General features: G+C 40.3%; 14 protein-coding genes. 8 read left to right on the plus strand and 6 right to left on the minus strand.

Annotation, left to right across the window (positions count from 1 at the left end):
* Positions 1–104 precede the first annotated feature (104 nt).
* The 6 genes from LBQ60_09680 to nusB all read left to right on the plus strand — a co-directional run bounded on the left by LBQ60_09680 (position 105) and on the right by nusB (position 5,292).
* Positions 105–1,337, plus strand: a complete 1,233-nt coding sequence (locus LBQ60_09680; GenBank protein MDR2038181.1) for a metallophosphoesterase — start codon at positions 105–107, stop codon at positions 1,335–1,337.
* A gap of 136 nt (positions 1,338–1,473) precedes the next feature.
* The gene (gene upp / locus LBQ60_09685; GenBank protein MDR2038182.1) at positions 1,474–2,139 is read left to right on the plus strand and encodes a uracil phosphoribosyltransferase; all 666 of its coding nucleotides are present in this window, start codon (positions 1,474–1,476) and stop codon (positions 2,137–2,139) included.
* A gap of 22 nt (positions 2,140–2,161) precedes the next feature.
* The gene (locus tag LBQ60_09690) at positions 2,162–2,773 is read left to right on the plus strand and encodes a DUF4254 domain-containing protein (protein MDR2038183.1); all 612 of its coding nucleotides are present in this window, start codon (positions 2,162–2,164) and stop codon (positions 2,771–2,773) included.
* Positions 2,774–2,809: 36 nt separating this feature from the next.
* Positions 2,810–3,124, plus strand: a complete 315-nt coding sequence (locus tag LBQ60_09695) for a hypothetical protein (GenBank protein ID MDR2038184.1) — start codon at positions 2,810–2,812, stop codon at positions 3,122–3,124.
* A 107-nt stretch (positions 3,125–3,231) separates the two neighbouring features.
* A complete protein-coding gene (locus LBQ60_09700; GenBank protein ID MDR2038185.1) occupies positions 3,232–4,260 on the plus strand; it encodes a glycosyltransferase family 9 protein in 1,029 nt (342 codons plus the stop codon).
* An 87-nt stretch (positions 4,261–4,347) separates the two neighbouring features.
* A complete protein-coding gene (gene nusB / locus LBQ60_09705; GenBank protein MDR2038186.1) occupies positions 4,348–5,292 on the plus strand; it encodes a transcription antitermination factor NusB in 945 nt (314 codons plus the stop codon).
* A gap of 79 nt (positions 5,293–5,371) precedes the next feature.
* Here nusB and LBQ60_09710 read toward each other — a convergent pair whose 3' ends face one another.
* The 3 genes from LBQ60_09710 to pssA form a co-directional block, all read right to left on the minus strand.
* Positions 5,372–7,462, minus strand: coding sequence for a SurA N-terminal domain-containing protein (locus LBQ60_09710; protein MDR2038187.1), 2,091 nt, complete (start codon positions 7,460–7,462; stop codon positions 5,372–5,374).
* Between the two features lie 132 nt (positions 7,463–7,594).
* Positions 7,595–8,197 carry an ACP phosphodiesterase gene (locus tag LBQ60_09715; protein ID MDR2038188.1) on the minus strand — a complete coding sequence of 201 codons (603 nt, stop codon included), beginning with the start codon at positions 8,195–8,197 and terminating at the stop codon, positions 7,595–7,597.
* A gap of 13 nt (positions 8,198–8,210) precedes the next feature.
* Positions 8,211–8,969 (minus strand): CDP-diacylglycerol--serine O-phosphatidyltransferase, encoded by a 759-nt coding sequence (gene pssA, locus LBQ60_09720; GenBank protein MDR2038189.1) that lies wholly within the window; start codon positions 8,967–8,969, stop codon positions 8,211–8,213.
* Between the two features lie 382 nt (positions 8,970–9,351).
* Between pssA and LBQ60_09725 the strand changes: the two genes are divergently transcribed.
* A complete protein-coding gene (locus LBQ60_09725; protein ID MDR2038190.1) occupies positions 9,352–15,450 on the plus strand; it encodes a PAS domain S-box protein in 6,099 nt (2,032 codons plus the stop codon).
* A 113-nt stretch (positions 15,451–15,563) separates the two neighbouring features.
* Positions 15,564–16,433 (plus strand): DUF1080 domain-containing protein, encoded by an 870-nt coding sequence (locus LBQ60_09730; GenBank protein ID MDR2038191.1) that lies wholly within the window; start codon positions 15,564–15,566, stop codon positions 16,431–16,433.
* A gap of 266 nt (positions 16,434–16,699) precedes the next feature.
* Here LBQ60_09730 and LBQ60_09735 read toward each other — a convergent pair whose 3' ends face one another.
* Genes LBQ60_09735 through ligA form a run of 3 tightly spaced genes read right to left on the minus strand, consistent with a single transcriptional unit; the run spans position 16,700 to position 20,794 of the window.
* Entirely contained in the window at positions 16,700–17,881 is a 1,182-nt protein-coding gene (locus LBQ60_09735) for a DUF1343 domain-containing protein (protein MDR2038192.1), read from the minus strand.
* A complete protein-coding gene (murQ, locus tag LBQ60_09740; GenBank protein MDR2038193.1) occupies positions 17,878–18,699 on the minus strand; it encodes an N-acetylmuramic acid 6-phosphate etherase in 822 nt (273 codons plus the stop codon). The genes LBQ60_09735 and murQ overlap by 4 nt, the downstream gene beginning before the upstream one ends.
* Positions 18,700–18,733: 34 nt before the next feature.
* Positions 18,734–20,794: an NAD-dependent DNA ligase LigA gene (gene ligA, locus LBQ60_09745; protein ID MDR2038194.1), complete on the minus strand. Its 2,061-nt coding sequence runs from the start codon at positions 20,792–20,794 to the stop codon at positions 18,734–18,736.
* Positions 20,795–20,905: the final 111 nt, after the last annotated feature.

Raw genomic sequence — 20,905 nt, forward strand, 5'->3', positions numbered from 1 at the left:
CTTAATATTCAGCTGTTTTTGATTATTTTTTAATATTTTTATCAGGAAGATAGACAAATTTAAACTTACTTTGCAATAAGTTTTAAAATACAATATGTATTGGTATGAGTTTCTTTTTAACTGCTTTTGTCCTCATCATACTTGATACCATCACGGTCCGGGGAATAAAATATATTTTCCCTAATTTCTGGATACGTCACAAGTCAGGAATAAAAACATTCTTTATCCTACAGGTAATATTCTTCCTTTTCTTTCTTATGGGGGGATTCTTTTTGCAGGAACATACCCGCGATTACAGGGTATTTACCGTATATTATTACCTCTTTGGATTAATGGTCGCACTTTATTCGCCAAAAACGATATTTGCCATCTCATTGGTTTTAGATATCATCATTTCCAGAACCGGTAATAAGAAACGGCGTTCCCGGAATTTGTCCCCCAAAAATCCAAGCCATATCCTGGCAAAATGCGGAATGGTGACAGGTGTGTGTATGACGCTTATCATCGTTTGGGGAATTTTATTTGGACGTTATAATTATGATGTTCATCATGTTCAGATCACATTTGACGATTTGCCTGTAAAATTTGACGGATTTAAAATTGCACAGATATCCGATGTACATGCAGGTAGTTCGGCCGGAATGATCCACCGGTTTCAAAAAGCGGTCGATCTGATCAACCAACAGGCTCCTGACATAATTGTATTTACTGGTGATATGGTCAACAACTTTGCGGAAGAAACTTATCCGTTGATCCCTGTTTTTTCGGGATTAAAAGCTTCCGGCGGGAAATATGCCGTAATGGGGAATCATGATTACGGTATGTATTATAAGTGGAAAACACCTGCTGAAGAAAAAGCCAATATACAAAATACAGAGCAGGCAATTACCTCAATGGGGTTTGATTTATTAAACAACAGATCTGTCGTTATTGAAAAGGATTCACTTAACCGTATTGCCGTTGTCGGTATTGAGAATTGGGGTATACGCGACCGGCATCCTAAATTGGGAGATATTGATATAGCTACAGATTCTGTTAAAGATATTCCTTTCAAAATATTACTTTCCCATGACCCTTCATTCTGGGCCGAAAAAATAAAAGGGAAAACAGATATCCCTCTTACACTTTCCGGTCATACCCACGGGATGCAGATTGGCGCCAGATTTGGAAAAAGACGTTTCAGTCCTGCACGGATGCAATATGAGTATTGGGCAGGTTTATATCAGGTAAACCGGCAATATTTATATGTAAACCGGGGATTGGGAGTCATTGCCTTTCCGGGAAGGATAGGGATGCCGCCTGAAATCACCATCCTTGAATTAAAACGAAAGGACTAACCGGCTGATAATGCTTTCATCAAAAAAGAAGAAAACAGAAATCTCTTTGATAATTTCTTTTTTTTCCCTATCATTGTCAAGATTAGTCTTACTTATTGAGATTTAAAAAACATAAGTAGCCCTAAATTTTTGTTATATGATTACCGTTTTAAATAAGAATAATTCACTTTTTAATACGTTTCTATCCGAAACCAGGGACGAACATATCCAAAAAGATAGCTTTCGTTTTCGAAGAAACCTGGAACGGATGGGGTCCATCATGGCTTATGAAATAAGCAAAAAGATGGATTACAATACACATCAGGTATCCACTCCTTTAGGTATTGCCGAGGAGCAAACCATAGCTTCTCCGCCCGTTGTTATATCCGTATTGCGGGGCGGTGTTCCGATACACCAGGGCATCCTTAATTTTTTTGACAGCGCTACGGGAGGGTTTATTTCCATCCGGCGGGATCACGACAAACAAGGTAATTTACAGATAAGTATAGAATACGTATCATGCCCTTCAATTGATGGAAAGGAAGTGATCTTATGTGATGCCATGATTGCTTCCGGAGCATCCATGTCGTTGACATACCAGACATTATTGTCCCTGGGGACTCCCAGGCATGTTCATTTGATCTCCATAATTGCTAGCAGGGAGGGTCTTGATAATCTACGGAAGCGGATTTCACCTGAAAACACCTCTGTCTGGCTTGGAGCAATCGATGACGAACTAACCGTGAAATCATATATAGTCCCTGGATTAGGGGATGTCGGAGATCTTGCATTCGGAGAGAACCTGGCACAACATGCAGAATAAAACCAGTTTAAATTATATATTCATGAAGACATTCAGTCAATTGTCCAATCAAATTTTTAACGAAAGTATCGATCAGTATCATATTCATGATGATGTAGATACTGAAATACAAAATCCATATGCGCTCAAAAGCATAGAATATTATTTATTTTTAAAAAACTGGATAGATACAGTCCAATGGCATTTAGAAGATATCATCCGCGATCCGGGAATTGATCCTGTGGAAGCCTTAAAAATCAAACGCCGCATCGACCGGTCCAACCAGGATCGAACAGATCTGGTAGAATTAATCGACAGCTATTTTCTTGATCAATATAAAGAAGTGGTTATTCTTCCTGAAGCAACCATTAATACTGAAAGTCCGGCCTGGGCCATTGACCGGCTATCTATCCTGGCCCTGAAAATATATCATATGCTACAGGAAGTGAACCGTCCTGAAGCGTCGCCTGAACATGTAGCACAATGCCAGCAAAAGCTGAATATCCTTAATGAGCAACAGAAAGATTTGTCAACAGCCATTGATACCCTTTTGGCAGATATCAAATCCGGAAGAAAATACATGAAAGTGTATAAACAGATGAAAATGTACAACGATCCTGAACTGAATCCGGTATTGTATTCTGGTGCCAAATAAACAATAACAGGATAACAAAGCATTCAGCAGATCACGATGATAGGTGCCGGGCATATGTTGGACATGATCCACAAGGTAAAGCAAAATTTATCTATGTTGCCATCCAAACGGTCCAAATTTAAAGAACATGGTAAAAAATCATTTTCCATAGCTCCTAAAAATGCCCCTGTCTATCATAAAAACATTTCTAAAGAAGAACTGGATATTATCTTATCAGAAATACAAAATAAAGCATTAAAAGAAAAGAAGAAAAAACTATTGATATCTATTGTTTCCGGACTTTTTTCATTGCTTCTTTTTCTTCTGGTCGCATATTTTTTCCATCGGAGTTTATCATCGATACAATCTTAGATTATATGGATGATAAAACATAATTACACAAATCATTAATTTAAATTGATGAATATTCAAAGTGTGATTAATTTTGAATTCGAAATTTTAAATTCGAAATTATATAAATGGCCCATATCTTAATTATCCGTTTTTCAGCTATTGGTGATGTGGCAATGACGGTACCTATTGTTACGGCATTGGCCGAACAACATCCTGAAGATTGCTTTACCATGGTGTCCCAGTCTTTTCTGGCTCCACTATTTTCTTATTGCCCATCTAATGTCCGGTTTAAGGGGATCGACTTAAAGACAGGATATCCCGGCTTAAAAGGTATGTACAGGTTGTATAAAGAATTGTCGATAGAAAAGTATGATTCTTTTGCAGATATTCATGATGTATTGCGTACAAAATTTTTACGCCTTTTATTTCGTCTTGGAGGCGTAAAAGTAAAACACATCAATAAAGGCCGGAAAGAAAAGCGTTTGCTTACCCGGAAAAAAAATAAGGTTTTTCTTCCGTTAAAAACATCGACAGAGCGTTATGCTGATGTGTTCCGGTCTATCGGTTTACCTGTTACAGCTGACTTTCATTCTATCTTCAAAAACTCAACAGCCGATTTTCAGATGATCGATCACCTTACAGGAAAAAAGGAGGATAAGTGGATAGGAATCGCTCCTTTTGCAAAGCATCAGGGGAAAATATATCCAATCAACCGGACAGAAGAAATATTGGCATATTTCGCACATCAAAAGGTGAAAATATTTTTGTTCGGAGGAGGTGCTAAAGAAAAAGAAATACTGGAAAATTGGGAAAAAAAATATCCCAATACCATATCTGTTGGTGGAAAAATCGGATTAGCCCAGGAATTGATCTTAATGAATTACCTCGATGTAATGTTTTCAATGGACTCCGCCAACATGCACCTGGCTTCGCTTACTGCTACCCAGGTAGTGTCAGTGTGGGGTGCAACACATCCATACGCAGGATTTTATGGATATGGCCAAAATCCTGAAAACGCAGTCCAGATCGATTTATTCTGCCGGCCTTGCTCAATATATGGCAATAAGCCCTGTTACAGAAATGATTATGCCTGTCTAATGGAAATTTCACCAAAAATGATCATTGGAAAAATATCAGCCTTATTAAATAATTAACGTTTGTATCACTACTAAAAATGGTTTTTATCGTCTTTTTGTTAAAAAATGATTTACTTTGCATAGTTTTTAGTTTCTTGAAAAAATATGATTAGCAGAAGATTGCTTCGCATAAAGATTTTACAAGTTTTGTATGCCCACTTCAATTCGGTTGAACCGGGGTTAGTTAAATCGGAAAAGGAGTTGGGTTTCAGTATAAAAAAAGCTTATGATCTTTATTATTATTTATTTTTATTGATCATTTCAACAAAACGGTATGCTGAATCCCGTATTGAATTAGCCAGGAATAAGCGACTCCCTACTTTTGAAGACCTACACCCGAATACCAGGTTTATAGATAATGAAGTAATCCGTCAAATTGAGGAAAGCCCGGCCTTTAATGCTTACCTGAGTGAACAAAAACTGAGTTGGGTCAATTATCCGGAACTCATTAAAAATCTATACAACAGATTGGTAGAGTCTCCGTATTATTTAAATTACATGGAGGCCGATACATGTAACTATGAAGATGATAAAAACCTATTAATAGAGTTTTATAGCAATGAAATAGAAGAACATGAAATGTTTTTCAAAATCATGGAAGAACAGAGCATTTTCTGGAACGATGACATTGAATTTGTAGTGAGCATGGTGGTAAAAACCATTAAAGGAATGAAAGAGGATAAAAGTATCAAGCTATTGCCCATCTACAAATCTGAAGACGATAAAGAATTTGCATTTAAATTATTACGGACTTCTATTCGAAACTATGCCGAATATGAAAAACGGATAGAAGACAGTGTGGATAATTGGGATATTGAACGTATTGCTATGATTGATAACCTGATCATGCAAATGGCCATTAATGAATTAATTGAATTTCCTTCCATTCCCATAAAAGTCACATTTGATGAATATCTGGAATTGGCAAAATATTATTCTACCCCTAAAAGTTCTATCTTCATCAATGGTCTACTGGATAAGATATCTTCCGATCTAACCAAGGAAGGAAAAATCGTCAAAATCGGTCGTGGACTGATTACTGAAAGTTAATCGTTATAACTATCCTATAAAAAAGAAAGACGTATGGAATCCACACGTCTTTCTTTTTTATAAATTATTTTGATCTATTTTAATAAAATTTCGATCGCATATCTTTAATATTGGCTGCTTTCCTTAATGCCTGCAAAGACTCTGAAGCAGATCTGTTCCTATAAGTGGAAAGTAATCGGTTTTTAGCTTCTCCGACCATTCCTTCCTCAGGTTCTGTTATTTGTTTTACAGTAACAAGATATACACCATTGGCTCCTTCAACAGGTTGTGAAATATTACCTTCAGGTAAAGTGGTAGCAGCTGCAATCAACTTAGGTTCGATACCAGCACTAGGCACAGAAAATGAAGAAAATGTAATTTCAGAAGCTGATTCAACAGGTATTCCCAGTCCTAATGCCATTTCCGAAAATGATTGTGCATTTTTAGCAGCATCTGAAAGGGTCGCAGATATTTGTTGGGCTTTCTTTTGTTTTTGTACTGTTACAGTAATTTCCGCAACTACCTGTTCAAAAGGTGCAATTCCTTCCTTCCGGATATTCTTTAATACAGCAACGACGTAAGCATCATCTAAAGTGAAGACATCGGATACTGTTCCTTTTTTCGCTTCATAAGCCCACCGGATAATCTGGCGTCCTGATGATAACCCTGGAATCTGACGGTCATTCTCTCCTAAATATGTGGCTACACGCTTGCTCAGTTGTTGGGATGCTTCATCAAATTTTGCTTCTGTTCTGTTCTCAATAGCAAACTTACTGGCCTGGGCATACAGAAGTTGCTCTGTCCTCGGACTAGGAAGAATATTGTATTGAAGTATAGCTACCTGTACTTTTTTCACCTCTTTTCCTCTTTCAGTAACCTGGGCAATGAACAATCCCTGGGGACTTTCCATTTTTGTTACTTCACCTTTTTTCATGCTGAATAATTGATCAGCCATCGACCCGGCCTGGACATCTATTTCATGGATCCAACCGATATCTCCGTTTGTTGCGCTCACAGAAGGATCTGAAGAGTATTTAAGGGCCAAAGTCGTAAAATTCGCTCCGCCTTCAATCGCGTTCTTGATACTGTCAGCCAGATTAACTGCTTCCATAGCAGCTTCCTGGGTTTGTTGCTTCGGCATAATAACAATTTGCCGTACCTTCACAGAATCCGGCCGGTTTTCTATTTTTGCCAATCTGGCTAATTTTAATGCTTCTCCTTCCTGGTAGGGCCCGATTACTTCTTCCATGTCCGCATTAAATATGGATGTCACCTGTACCGGAAGTTGTTCCTGGGTATAGAATTTACTATCAAAAGGCACATGTGAATTCAGGTTAACAAATTGTTGCGGGTTTTCTGCCTTTTCAAAATCAGGTTTGATCTTTTCTATCCATTGATCAGCAGCTGCCCTGTCTTCATCAGATGGAACAATATTGAATACAACATATTCTATATCGCGTGATGCATCCTGCTGCCACTGCCCTTTATTCTCATCATAATATTTTTTCAGATCGGTATTATTCACTTTTACGGCACTATCCGGAACCGAACTGTATTGTTTCACCATAAAATCAAAATCAACCTTCTTATTGACCTCAAGATTTTCGTTATTTACCATAAAACCGGGAGCATAAATCCCCCTTGAAACCAGATTATCATACTTTTGCGCATAACGGTTATTCATCAGTTCTTTTTCCAATATAACCCATTGGCGTGCAGCATCAGGATATAAATTTTTATTCTTAAGAAATTCCATCAACCGGGAGCGGCTAAAAGCACCTGTCTGAGGATCTGTAAAATCAGGGATCTGCCGGATCATCGGATCAGGATTGGCCCCCTGTACGAGGTCGAACAACTCTTCCGGAGATACCGTTAAGCCTATTTTTTCATATTCCTGCTCAGCCACTACTCCGCTAATCATAAATTGCCAGGCCTGTTCCCGTACCATATCCATCATACGCTCATCCAAACTGCTTTGTCCGGTACTTTGTTGATACCTGTTGGTCATCTCAGCAATTCTCTGCTCATAATCCTGATAAGTAAGTTTTTTCTTTCCAACTTCAGCCACATCAGAATTTCGTGATCCGTTCCTGGGAATAAAATCACCCAAAATAAATGCAACTAATGCTGCACCGATCACTACAGACACGATTACACCGCCCTTGTTCCTAATAGTCTCTAATACTGCCATATAAATGGTTGTTTTTTAACAATAATCAAAATTTTAAAGGCACGAAGATATTAAAAATAGGGATATAAAAACAAAAAATATGCATAATATAGTACTTTTATTTCGTACATTAATGGCATTTGCATGCTTGTATCACGATTCAGGACGATAAATTGAAATCATAAATCTTGATTCTACAAACTCAATGATCTGTCCGAAAAAATCAAAAAATTCATGCCGGAAATCATCATAATGAGCTTCCATTACACTGATTGCATATTCTGTTTCGTTAGGTAACGAAGTCCTTTTTGACATTGCGTCCAACACATCTCGGATTCCCTCAATTGTCGCATAACGTTCAATCCACCGTTCATTCATGAATCCGGGGAGGTAATTCTGTAACCTTTCAGGCAGGATATCAAAATTATTCAACATCACATTATGCATTTTATTTACATAGTCATGTAATGAAAGATCACTGAAATCACTCCAGTTTTTTGCGAGGTAGTGATCATACAATATATCAATAATTACCCCTGAATATTTTGAATAACGGGATTGAAACCGGCTGGAACTCTGGTGTACAATAGGGTGTCGGTCTGTAAATGAATCAATATTTCGATGCAATAAAATCCCTGTCCGGATATCTTCAGAATATTTGAGGTAATCACTCCCCTTTACCCAATCTCCTAAAAAATTCCCGATTTTAATATCATCATTATCGCCTGACAAATATGTATGCGCCAGATAATTCATTAACCAACCATCATCATTTTATATTTTTTATGATTTGCTTTTTATCACTGAAGATACGGACAAGAATGGATAAAAGGATATAAATCAAAATAACCAGAGCCAATCCTGCCCAATGAAAAAATACCAGGACCAGTATGGAGAAAATTAAAAAGACATAACGGACCTGATTGGCTTTCCAGCCAAATGTTTTAAATTTGAGCGAGAACAAAGGCAATTCTGCCACCAACAAGTATGAGAAAATAACGGTTATAGCCAACAGGAAATACATGTTGCCTGTAAAAGATGCGATCCATCCGTCTCCCTGTACAGTAAATGATAAGGCACAGATAAAAAGCGCATTGGCTGGCGTCGGCAAACCTATGAATGAATCCGTTTGCCGGGTATCAATATTAAAATTGGCTAGCCTGAGTGCGGAAAAAACAGCAATGATATATCCCAGCATTGAAATCATCCATCCACAACTAAACATGTCTGTCGAAAAACCCTGAAGAGTAACCGAAGAGATAAGTAATGCAGACATAATTGCAGCCGGGGCCACTCCAAAACTGACTACATCTGCCAATGAATCTAACTCTTTCCCTATATCGGAATACGCTTTTAACCAACGTGCGGTAAAGCCATCAAAAAAATCAAATACGGCCGCCGCAAAAATAAAATAACAAGCCATGTCCAATCTTCCGTTCAAGGCCATAACAATAGATAAACAACCCGAAAATAAATTAAGGCATGTAATTCCATTAGGAATATGTTTCAAAAAAGATTTTTCAGACATCTTAACTATTTATTTAGATTTTTTACAAATATAGTGAAAGGTGAGAGCAATTGTAGAAAGCTTGCTTTAGAAAAATTGCCGAACCGTATCCTATATTATGCAAATATAACAGAATTTTAGTTTTTCCGGTTAAAAGGATGATAAGATTACGTTGCAGATTAATTGAAAGGCATTTTAAATATTCCAGGTAAGCTGTAATGATTTATTATGATTTTCCTATAATGGATAATATGAAGGAAATACCTGTATTTATTGGATGAGTACTTCCCTTACGAACTTATTCATTTCTTAAGTCACTTTTTTTTTCTAACTTTATCCCCATTTTGCGAGTATAATATCCATATTGATGCTCGGAAGGATAAGATATAAGGAATAATCATATATGCAAGATCATATAAAGCAGTTAGAAGAAGAAAATAAGGCTTTAAAAGAGCAATTATCCTGGTATAGGAACGCTACTGTCGATGATAAGGAAACGCTTTCTGATCCGATGGATATTACCCATATCCGTCTAACTGATATTATTCCTTTAGATCACCTTCAATCATTGCAGGATCAGTTTTCCTTAGCTAACGGTGTAACATCCGTTATTGTTGGTATCAATGGGGATCCGATCACGAAAATGAGTAATTACAGCGATGTTTGTACATCTAAGTTATATGCCGGGGAAGATTGTTATGTGGAAGAAAGGATCGTACATGAAATAGTTCCTAAAGGACACCCATGCAGGTTGATTGACGCCAAGGCTCCTATTTTCATCGGGGAAAAACACATTGCTGACTGGAAAATCGGGATGTGTGGATTTGGCGGATCCATAGCCCCATTCATGAAAGTTGCCGCCGGAAATGATGAAACTTATGCCGGACTTTTTCCAAAATTACAAGACGAAATTCAGGAGCATTTTAAGAATATATGCTGTATGTTGGAAATCATGGCCAACGAAATATCCAGCATTGGCTATAATAACCTGAAATTAACGCACGAATTACTGAAAGATAAAGAGAATAAAGAAAGGATAGCAGAAAGTGAAAATACCATCAGGAGCATTTTCGATCATTCACTTGATGGTATCATCCTAACAGATACCGATGGCATTATACGGGAATGGAGTTCGGGATTTACCTTATTGACAGGAGTGGATAAGGAAGAAGCCATCGGGCATTTACTCTGGGATATAGTTGAGTCCCTGTTGACCAATGATCATCTGGATGAAGAAATGACAAAGCTTCGAACTGAGGTAAATTCAGTCATAGATGAAATGAAATCCATCACACTGCTTCACCCCATCAAGCATAAACAAAGCGGTGAACAAAGAATGCTTCAGATATTGTATTTTCCTGTGAAAATTCCCGGAAAAAAAACAATGATGGGAGCGATAAGCCGTGATATTACTGATGAAGAAGCAGCAAAAAAACTAATTGTACAAAACGAAATAAAACTAACTGAAAATAATGCCCTTCTGAAAAGCATTATGCAGACCATATCAGCGCCGCTATATGTGAAAGATAAAGAAGGGTATTATACTGATTGTAACAGTGCATTCTTAAATTCTTTCGGTCTATCCAGGGAACAAGTCATCGGAAAGACCGTTGAAGATGTTTTTCCAATGAATGCAGAAGAAATCAGACGTATCGATGAACAATTGATGACAGATATCAACGAGCATCAAATTGAGACATTGATGGAGACTGGTTCCGGATTACATGATTTCCTGGCCTATCGTGGGGCTATTCGCAATAAAGACAATGAAAAGACAGGTGTTGTAGGGGCCTTAATAGATGTTACTGCATTAAAGAATGCGGAAAGTGCATTGTTGAATGAAAAAAACCGGCTGGAATCCTTATTAAGAAACTTCCCCAATGGTTGTATGTTCAGTTTCAGCATGGATATACAAACCCAGGAAACACATATCACATACCTGGGAGATACATGGGAAAAGTTAACCAATGTACCCAAAGAAGCTGCTATGAAAGGAAGTATTTTTGATGCATTTTCAAAAATCTATCCTGAAGATTTTTCCCGTTTTGAGGAAACAGTCAAAAGAAGCGCTGCTTCATTGGTTAATTTCGATGAGGAGGTCCGTTTCCGGTTTTCCGATGAAAAAACGATCTGGCTCCAGTTATCCTCAAGTCCTCGTAAAGATAGGGATATGATACTATGGGATGGTTTTGCTCTGAACATCACCGAGCGAAAAGAGTCGGAAAAAGAATTGTTTATGGAAAAGGAGCGGCTCCAATCCCTTGGGAATAATTTTCCAAACGGATCCCTTTTCACACTCGCATATGAGCCCGGAACAAAGAAAATGGGTTTCCATTATTTAGGCGGAACCTGGGAAAAAATATCAGGAATAACAGCAGAAAAAGCACAGGATGACATTTCTGTGGTATTTGACAATGTTTACCAGGAGGATCTTCCCGGGTTAATGAGCGGCATTCAGGAAAGCCTGGAAACATTGACCAATATCGACTTATCCATTCGTTACCATCATCCTGACGGCTCTACAAAATGGATACAGATAGCATCTCACCCTCATCCGGAAGGTGAGGTTATTTTCTCCGACGGGTTTCTTTTTGATATCACCAGCCGTAAAGAAGCAGAAAAGGAATTATTAACGGAAAAAGACAGGCTTCAGTCACTGGGAGACAATTTCCCCGGAGGATGTCTATTCCGTTTTGTACTCAATAAAGCAACTCAGAAAAAAGAATTTACCTATTTGAGCGGCTCCTGGGAAGACTTGACCAATATCCCCCAGGCAGTTGCTTTCCAGGATTCTACCAATATCTTCTCTAAAATACATCCGGATGATCTGGAAATGTTCCGTCATGATTTCTACGGTGCTTTAGAAACACTGGATTATCTCAACTTAGAGTTCCGGATTCTTTATACTGAAGAAGACATTCGCTGGATACAAATTTCCACACATCCACGTACGGAAGGAAATTATACTGTGCTGGACGGCTTTTTACTTGATATTACCAAACGGAAAACAGCTGAATTAGAATTGGCCGAATACCGTGACGAACTGGAAAGGTTGGTTAAAGAACGGACAGAAGAACTGGAAGCGTCCAATGAAGAACTATACGCTATCAATGAAGAGTTGTACGCTATCAATGAAGAATTTTCGGTAACCAATGAAGAACTTCATCAAAAAAATGACCAGCTACAACAGGAGATCACTACCAGAAAACAAATCATGCTTCAACTGGAGGACAGTGAAAGCAAGATGAGGAACTTTATCAGCCAGTCTTTTGAAGGAATTACCATTCTTGATGAAGAAGGCCGGGTTGTTGAATGGAACAAGTCGCAGGAAAAAATCACGGGAATCACCAGAGAGGAAGCCCTAGGACAGTATGAGTGGGACCTGATGTTCGCACTCAGGACAAATGACCAGAAAACTGATGAAGTCCGTAAACAGATACGTGAAAAGCGTCTTGCTTATTTTCATGGCGGACATAAGCAATCACGCGAAATAGAAAATGACTCGATCCTGACTCCTTCTGGAGAGGTACGTTATATACAGGTGTCATTATTCACCATTGAATTAGCCGAAACCAATTTTTTCGGAAGGATCTTTCACGATATGACAGAAAAAAGGCTTACCGATCTGGAACTGGATAAATACCGTACCCAGCTTGAACAGATGGTTGAAGCCAAAACCCAGGAATTAGTAGCCAGCCAGGAACGCCTGATCTCATTAAGTGATAATCTTTCCGGAGGTGTCATTTTCCAGATACTGAACAATCATTTTACATACATCAGTGCCAACTTCTCAAGTATGTTCCATCTGCCCATTGATGAAACCAAAGAGGATGCCGGCTTATTTTTCGATATTATCCATCCGGATGACCGGAAACAAATTGAAATGCTGTATCAATCACATCCTGAGTCAATGGTTTGTGATGCAGAATGCCGTTTCCAGCTGGATGAAACGGAAAAATGGGTACATATAAGAGCGGGCGCCCGCATCCAAAATAACGGAGACCTTACATGGGACGGCTTTATGATCGACATCACCGACCGAAAGCTTGTCGAACAGGAACTGGAAGAAATCCGTAAACGGCAGAGCATCCTGATAAAGGTATTGCAAATCGTCCAGTCTTCGGATAATATGTCGGAAGCCATCGGCGAAGCATTGAGCGAAATAGGGAAATATGCAAATGTCAGTCGCGTATATATATTTGAAAAGAATGCAGATGGGAAAACCGTCAATAATACCTATGAATGGTGTAATGATGGAATTATGCCGGAAATAGATAATTTACAGGATGTTCCTATCGAATATATGCAAGATTGGTTTGATGCATTCAACCTTGGAAAATATATCTGCACTTCAAATATTAAGGAATTGACCCCTGTCGCCTATGAACAGTTGTCCCAACAAGGAATCAAGTCCATTTTGGTACTCCCATTAATCACTAATGGTATCAACTATGGATTTGTGGGTTTCGATGAATGCAGACGTTACAAAACATGGGAAAAAGGCGAAGTGGATCTGATCATCAGCCTTTCTCAAATCATATCCTCCACCACGCGCCGGTTCAGGGCGGAAAACTCCATTCTTTTGTCCCAGCAGACCATGCGTACTGTACTGGATAACATCAATGCCAGTATATATGTTGTCGATCTGGAATCATCAAAAATCCTTTTTGCCAACAAAAAGATCAAAGAAGATATCGGACATGAAGTAGAAGGGGAAGTATGCTGGAACGTATTACAAAATCAAACCGGCACATGCGATTTTTGTCCCAGGCCACATTTACTGGATGACAATAAAAAATCAACCGGCCTGTATAACTGGGAGCATAAGAATTTAGTCACCAAACGTTGGTATGAATGTACCGATGCGGCCATCGAATGGGTTGACGGACGATTGGTCCACATGGAATATGCAACTGATATCACAGACCGGAAAATGGCAGAAGAATCTTTACGGAAATCCGAGGAAATGTACCGCCAATTGACGGTTGCTTCTCCCGATGCCATCGTCGTCTGTAACTCAGAAGGACGTGTAATATACCTGTCCCCGAAAGCCCGGGAAATGTTCCTTATTGATGAACAGGCGGATACATCAGACTTCCGTATGTTTCATTATGTGCATCCGCATGACCTGAAAAAGGCTTCGGATATGTTCCAGTTATTTGTCAAGGATAATGTGGCATTTCTCCCTCAATTATTGTTAAGACGCAAAGACGGAACAGAATTTTTCGGTGAAATATCATCCGCATCTGTAAAAGAAAGCAATGGAAATACATCATCGGTGATCATGGTCATACGTGATATTACCGAACGAAAGATGAGTGAAATGGAACTCATCAGGGCTAAAGAAAAAGCGGAGGAATCAGACAAATTGAAATCGGCTTTTCTGGCAAATATGTCTCACGAGATACGTACCCCAATCAACGGGATTATTGGCTTCTTAAATTTTCTCGCTGACGACCATCTGTCGCCAAAACGCCGGAGTGAATATATATCCATTGTGAACAACAGCAGTGAACAATTGGTAAAATTAATCGATGATATCATTGACGTTGCCAAGATCGAAGCGAAACAAATGAGTATTCGTCCAATTCCTTTCCGGATCAATGAGTTCATGAACGAATTACAGGTGTTTTTTGAAACATATTTACGGGCCAACAATAAAGAACGGATCGCCCTGATCCTTGATGACAGTGAGTTTATCGAAAATAGCCTTATATATGTCGATCCGATGCGTCTCAGGCAGATACTCACCAATTTGATCGGGAATGCCATCAAGTTTACGGAAAAAGGATTCATTCGTTTCGGATATAAGAAGTTAACCTCGAATATATTAGAATTTGTAGTCGAAGACTCCGGAATAGGCCTGGCTCCCGACCAGCTGGAAGTGATCTTCGAACGCTTCAGGCAGGCCGAACTGAATAATAGCCGGAGATACGGCGGTACAGGATTGGGATTGACCATATCCCGCAGTCTGGCCCAAATGATGGGAGGCGATATCCGGGTAGAATCAGAAGAAGGGGAAGGATCCTGCTTCCACTTCACCATATCTTACCTTCCGGTAAGCCCACAGGATGAACACTTATTTGAAACTACCGAAGAAGAAGGAGAAGAAGCAACTGATCCATCTCTTAAAAATTCGTCCATTTTGATTGTAGAGCCGGAAATAATGAAATCCGACTACCTGGAAAGATTATTATCACATACAGGGGCCAACCTGATACTGGTCCAAACCGCCAAACAGTGGATAGATGCTATCAGCCAGCGAAAACATATAGATGTGGTGTTGGCAGATGCCGATGTTTTCAAGAATGAGAATGATGAAACAATCAGGCATATTAAATCCATCAGGTCCGGATTACCTTTAGTGTTGATCGTTTCGGAAGATAATGAGTATTATCAGCATCTGATATACGAGAGTCAGGCCAATAATGTATTGTTTCCTCCGATACATTTTGATAATATGTATCAGGCATTGAAAAAGTATACTCATCCTGGAAAATAAGTAATACCAATCATTTAATGCTATATTTAATGAACGTAATCAATGTGACTTAAGAAAATAATAAATAGCACTGAGTGCTTAATGTTGAATCCTAATTAAATATTTTACCAACAATGAAAAAACCAATATTCTATGTTCTTTCGCTTTTTGTGATCCTTTTGGTAGCTTCCTGCGGTTCTAAAGAAGCAAAATTTGAATCTATTTTTAACGGAACCAATTTTGACGGATGGGAGACATATCTGGGCGTTCCTGATCCTTCTGTGGATGTTCCGGGAATGGAAAGGAACGAGGAAGGAGTATACACCCAACCGATAGGCCTGAATAAAGATCCGTTAAAAGTCTTTTCTATCAAAAATGTAGACGGAGAACCGGCGCTGTACGTTACAGGACAAGTATACGGTTCTTTTGCCACTGTAAAAGAATACGAAAATTATCATTTAAGATTGGAAGTGAAATGGGGAAATAAAAAATGGGCTCCCCGTGAAGACAAACCAATGAATGCAGGTGTTCTCTACCACAGTATTGGAGAATTCGGTGCAGGACTGGGTGTCTGGAAAATGTCACACGAATGCCAGGTAATGGAGACCATGTTTGGTGATTCATACAGGATGTCTAACACATATTGTGACGTAACAGCTTCCCGCACATCTGAAAACGAACGCTATACTTTTGATAAAAAAGCGTCAAAAGTATCTTTCGGCCATGACCTGCCTGCCGGTCCCATTTGTTCCAAAAACCCTATGAATGAGAAAGACCACGGCGAATGGAATGTCATAGAAGTTCTATGTTATGAAGGAACCAGTGTACATGTGATCAACGGAAAAGTGAACATGATCAATACCGATTCCCATATCAAAGTAGACGGCAAAAAAGTTCCTTTGACAAAAGGTGCGATACAACTCCAGTCGGAAGGTGCCGAGATCTATTACCGGAAAATGGAAATACGCCCTATTACCGGAATACCCGATCAATATCTGAAGTAAAATAACGTTTTGATCAACCGGTTATGATCCGGTGAAATCAAACTTTAGATTATATTACAGCGTCTGTGTAATTTTTATGACATGGACGCTGTAATCGTTTAAGCTATAGCAGAGCCTGTATAAAAGGCGGGGTTCAACTTACAGCACGCGTTACAAACGCGCTCGAACTGAGCGCAATAGCCATTTTACCTACTACCAAATTTCCCGTTATTCGTAGCAAGGACGCTACGAATGATTAATAATAAATAAGGTTTCCCGAAAAGAAATTATTCATCATACAGAAGATAAGGCCGGCGTTGTTCTTTAAAAGAAACAACACCTTTTGCCCAGGTTGCCTTGATTTCAGCGGCTGATTTCCCTTCAATGATCATTTTCCGTACATCATCCACTCCTATCAGTTTTTCGAAAAAAGAAGTAAAGAACCGGTCACCTAATTGAAGGTTATTGTATGCATCCAAGATGTAAGAAAGATCGATCCCTTTTTTATAGATCTCTTCATCAGGAATATTGCGGAGATCCACACCGTAACAAGTTTTATCCAGGAGAGGAGGATTCTTTGCTCCCGGAACACTGCGGGGAGTGAAACAAAAATCATAACCTTTCATATCGGGATGTCCGTATACCTGAAACGGGAAAGAAGTTCCCCTGCCCAGACTCACCGGAGTACCTTCGAAAAGACAGGTAGAGGGGTACAGATAGATGGATTTCATATTAGGCAGATTCGGAGAAGGAGGAACCGGCAACCGGTACATGGTCCGGTGGGTATAATTCCTGCATTGGATAACCGTTAGGTCACATGTTCGCCCATCCGGCAACCATTTTTCCCCATTGGCCATCCGGGCCAGTTCACCAAGCGTCATGCCATGCACAACGGGAATCGGCAACCACCCCACACCGGATTTATGTTTCATGTCCAGTATCGGCCCGTCGACATAATGACCATTGGGATTCGGCCTGTCCAGAATGATCATTTTCTTCCCATATTCCGCACAGGCATCCATCAGGCGTACCATGGTAATATAATAAGTGTAAAAACGGAGTCCTACATCCTGTATGTCATACACCAATATATCAAACGATTGCATACTTTGCGCACTGGGTTTCCGATCTTTTCCGTCATAAAGCGAAAGGATCGGGATCCCAGTTTTTTCATCTGTCGAATTGGAAACATGCTCGCCGGCGTCGGCGTTGCCTCTGAAACCATGTTCCGGTGAAAAAATAGCCACCACATTGAACTTATTCCGGTGCAACAGATCAACAAGGTGTTCATTACCCACCATTCCCGTGTGGTTGGACAAAACAGCCACCCGTTTGTTTTTCAGTAGCGGAAAATATTCCCCTGTCGATTCGGCTCCCACCATCACCTGCTGTTCCGATCCCCGGCAAGATATAACACAACATACAAATAAACAGGCAAAAGCCGTTATTATAGAATAAGAAGTCTTCATGGCAAGTCTTTTTTTCTTTCGATTTCCAATACTTTTTTTACAGAACCATTTTTCAATAGTAATTCACGGGCTTTTTCATCGGGAATACCCAATTCTTCGACAATCATACGTGTGCCCCTTTCCACGAGTTTCCGGTTGGCCAGTTGCATATTGACCATTTTATTCCCTTTTACCCTCCCCATTTTGATCATTAAAGTGGTGGATATCATATTCAGTACCATTTTCTGGGCGGTTCCGGACTTCATCCGGGTGCTTCCGGTGACAAATTCAGGACCGACAACTACTTCAATAGGGTATTCGACAGCTGCTGCCAAAGGAGAACCCGGATTACATGTGATACACCCGGTAAGCAATCCTTTTTCCCGCGCTTTTTCCACCCCTCCGATCACATATGGGGTGGTACCCGATGCAGCGATGCCGATCACCGTATCCAAAGCCCCAATACCCATTCCCTGTAACTCATCCCAGGCCTTTTCCCGATCATCTTCAGCCCCTTCTATGGATTTCCTGAGTGCCGTATCACCGCCTGCAATCAAACCTATGACAACATTAGATACCCCATAAGTGGGTGGTATTTCAGAAGCATCAAGTACACCCAGCCTGCCACTGGTTCCCGCACCGATGTAAAATACCCGTCCGCCTTCCGGTAAACGGTCCATGATCCGTTCGATCAATGCTTCTATCTGCGGGATCGCTTCACCTACCGCCAGAGGAACCTTACTGTCTTCACGGTTCATCCCGGCCAGTAGATCATGGACGTTCATCTGGTCCAGATCCTGAAATGGGGACGATGACTCTGTTATGCTGGTTTTCTTCATTTAAAAATAACTTACTGTTTGCTGACAGATATATTCATTCATTTCCTGCGATCATCTGCATGAATTCTTCTTCGGAGATAATCGGGATATTCAGTTTTTCTGCTTTCTTGAGTTTTTCAGGGCCCATTTTCTCCCCGGCAAGTACATAATCGGTTTTGGAGGATATGGAACCGGAATTTTTACCGCCATGTTCTTCCACCATCTTCTTGATATCATCACGCGGAATAGAAAATACACCGCTGACAACGATACTTTTCCCCTTCAGGGCCTCCGACTTTTGCTGGTGGCTGCTTTCATCCATAGCGAACTGCAATCCTGCTTCCCGCAATTGTTCAATCATTTCACGGTTGGATATCCGGTCGAAAAAATCCACCACACTCCCGGCTATACGCCCGCCAATCTCATCGACAGATACCAATTCATCGAATCCGGCCCGGGCCAGAGCATCTATGGACGTAAAGTTGCGCGCCAGCTTTTGGGCAATAGTTTCCCCCACAAACCTGATCCCTATGGCATACAATACCCGCTCGAACGGCACTTGTTTGGACGCTTCGATACCAGATAATATTTTTTCGGCTGTTTTTTCCCTGAAACTGATCTTTTTTGCATTCCCGTTGTCATCAGGGATTATTTTTTCCAGTCCGAATAGCTGTTCATAAGTCAGATGATAAAGATCGGAAACCTGCCGTAACAGTCCCTTATCGTACAACAGTTCAATTTTCCCTTCACCCAGGCTGTCTATGTTCATAGCTTTCCGGCTGATAAAGTGTTCAATACGGCCTTTGATCTGCGGCGGACAACCGTCCTCATTCGGACAGTACCAGGCAGCTTCTCCATCATTCCGGACAAGACCGGTACCACATTCGGGACATTTTGTAATGAACTGGGTAGGTAGACTGTTTTCAGGGCGTTTTTCAAGATTAACACCCACAACCTTAGGGATGATTTCACCGCCTTTTTCCACATAGACCATATCACCGATACGGATGTCCAGTAACTGTATCTGGTCGGAGTTGTGCAAAGAGGCTCTTTTTACTGTGGTACCCGCCAGACGTACCGGTTCCAGGTTCGCTACGGGAGTAACGGCACCGGTTCGTCCAACCTGGTAGGATATGGAATTCAAACGCGTCTCGACACGTTCCGCAGGAAATTTGTAAGCAACAGCCCAGCGCGGACTTTTCGAACGCAAACCCAGCTGCCTTTGCTGGGTAAGACTGTCTACCTTTATGACAATACCGTCTATATCAAATGGCAGGGAATCACGTTCCTTTTCCCATTTGTCAATGAATTGCATGATTTCTTCTATGGTGTGGCATATCGCTGCATAAGGAGGTACCTTAAATCCCCATTCCTTCGCTTTTTGCAGGTTTTCGTAATGCGACTGTGTGGGTAATTGCTCGCCCAACAGGTAATAAAGATAGCAATCAAGTGTCCGTTTAGCCACCTGCGCCGAATTCTGCATTTTCAAAGTCCCTGACGCTGCATTCCGCGGATTGGCAAATGGGGTCTCTCCTATCTCGATCCGTTCAGCATTCAGTTTCTCAAAAACATGGTGAGGCATCATGATCTCACCTCGTATCTCAAATTCTTCCGGCCAGTCATTCCCATGAAGTTTCAAAGGAATACTTTTGATGGTCCGTATATTGGCCGTGACATCATCGCCCTGTATTCCGTCGCCACGTGTAACCGCGCGCAGTAATTCCCCATTACGGTAGGTGAGACTGATAGAGGCCCCGTCATACTTCAGCTCGCATACATAACGATGATCGCTGGCCAACTCTTTGGTTACCCGGGTATCAAAATCATGCAGTTCTTCCTCACTATAGGTATTATTCAGGGAAAGCATAGGATATTCATGTATTACCTGACTGAATTCGGCGTTGATATCATTACCCACACGCTGGGTAGGGGAATTCGGATCGGCATATTCGGGATGTTCCTTTTCCAGCTTTTCCAACTCCTTCATCATCATATCATAATCAAAATCGCTTATTATAGGTTGCGACTGTACATAATACAAATAATTGTGCCTCTCGAGCTCCTTGCGCAAAGTATTGATGCGCTGCATAACGTTATCCATAGTGTGATCGGTCATTTACTTTTCAATGACTGCAAAGTTAAAAATTTATTGTTTGGCACATTTTGATATGCACTGATAAGATCATATATTTGTCATAATAATTGGGAGAAAGTATCGTTCAGCTTC

The sequence above is a fragment of the Bacteroidales bacterium genome (assembly GCA_031275285.1).
Lineage (GTDB): Bacteria > Bacteroidota > Bacteroidia > Bacteroidales > UBA4181 > JAIRLS01.